General features: G+C 68.0%; 1 protein-coding gene and 2 pseudogenes. 1 reads left to right on the forward strand and 2 read right to left on the reverse strand.

Going from position 1 to position 1,577, the window contains the following annotated elements:
- Positions 1-418, forward strand: a pseudogene (locus JCM19049_RS13690) (ATP-binding cassette domain-containing protein); the annotation flags it as partial.
- Positions 419-508: 90 nt separating this feature from the next.
- Here the strand turns inward: JCM19049_RS13690 and JCM19049_RS13695 are convergent.
- Positions 509-1,413 (reverse strand): annotated as a pseudogene (locus JCM19049_RS13695) (phosphoribosylaminoimidazolesuccinocarboxamide synthase).
- A 2-nt stretch (positions 1,414-1,415) separates the two neighbouring features.
- The coding region (locus tag JCM19049_RS21040; RefSeq protein WP_279403231.1) for a phosphoribosylglycinamide synthetase C domain-containing protein at positions 1,416-1,577 on the reverse strand (162 nt) is incomplete at its 5' end.

Consider the following 1,577-nt stretch of genomic DNA (forward strand, 5'->3'; position numbering starts at 1 on the left):
TCCCTGGCCGAAATCCAGGACGCGGCCCGCGCCGTGGGCGCACGACTTCATCCTGGGGTTGCCCGAGGGCTATGACACGGACGTGAACAAGCGCGGCGGCCGGGTGTCGGCCGGGCAGCGCCAGCTGATTTCCTTTGCCCGCGCCTTCCTGGCCGACCCGGCGGTGCTGATCCTGGATGAGGCGACCAGTTCCATGGACATCCCCTCGGAGCGGGCGGTGCAGCGGGGCCTGCAGAAGCTCTTGGGCGACCGCACCGCGTTGATCATTGCCCACCGCCTGTCCACGGTGCAGATCGCCGACCGGGTGCTGGTGGTGCACGATGGGAAGATCATCGAGGACGGTTCCCCGCAGGAACTGATCGCGGCCAATGGGCGCTTCGCCGCCCTGCACCGGGCCTGGAGGGATTCGCTGGTCTAACCGGGCGCACGGCATCGCTGCCCACAACGGCAAGGAGCCCGAACCAGCAGTCTGGTTCGGGCTCCTTGCGTCAGGGCCGTGCCGGGGAGGCTACGCGCTGAAGTCCTGCCCGGTCAGCCGCTCATAGGCCTCGATGTACCGGGCGCGGGTCTTGGCGACGATGTCCTCGGGCAGCGCCGGGGGCTGCTGGCCGGAGGCCTTGTCCCACCCGGAGGCGTTGGAGGTCAGCCAGTCGCGCACGAACTGCTTGTCGAAGCTGGCCTGGGACTTGCCCGGGGCGTAGTCCTTGGCGTCCCAGAAGCGGGAGGAGTCCGGGGTGAGCACCTCATCGCCCAGGGTGATCTGCCCGGTGGACGGGTCCGCGCCGAATTCGACCTTCGTGTCGGCCAGGATGATCCCGCGCTCGCGGGCAATCTTTTCGGCCTGCTCGTAGAGCGCCACCGTCTTCTGCCGCAGCGCCTCGGCGACCTCCAGCCCGACCCGTTCCACGGTTTGTTCGAAGGAGATGTTCTCGTCGTGCTCCCCCACCTCGGCCTTCGCCGAGGGGGTGAACAGTGCCGGGCTCAGCCGGGACCCGTCGACCAGGCCCTCGGGCAGCGGCAGTTCGCATACGGTGCCCGAGGCCTTGTACTCAACCAGCCCGGAGCCGGTCAGGTAGCCGCGGGCGATGCACTCGATCGGGTACATGTCCAGCTTCTTGCACACCATCGCTCGCCCGGCCACCTGCTCGGGCACCTCGGTGGAGATCACATGGTTGGCGAAGTCGCCCAGCTGTTCAAACCACCACAGGCTCAGCTGGGTGAGCACCTTGCCTTGTCCGGGATTTCGGTGGAGAGCACAAAGTCGTAGGCGCTGATCCTGTCGGAGGCGACCACCAGCACGCGGTCGGTGTCCGCGAAGGACACCCCGGCCGGGACGTAGAGGTCGCGCACCTTGCCGGAGTAGAAGTGGTCCCAGCCGGGAAGCTGCAGCACTTCGGTCTTGAATCCTGCCATGCCTACTTAGCCTCCGTGTTCACGATGATCTGTCCCCGCTCGGCCTTCAGGCCGATGTCGGTGCGGTACTGGGCGCCGGGCCAGGAGATCTTGGCGACCCCCTGGTAGGCGGCCTTCCGGGCGGCGGCCAGGTCATCGCCCAGGGCCACCACGGCCAGCACCCG

It is taken from the genome of Arthrobacter sp. JCM 19049, from assembly GCF_001310435.1.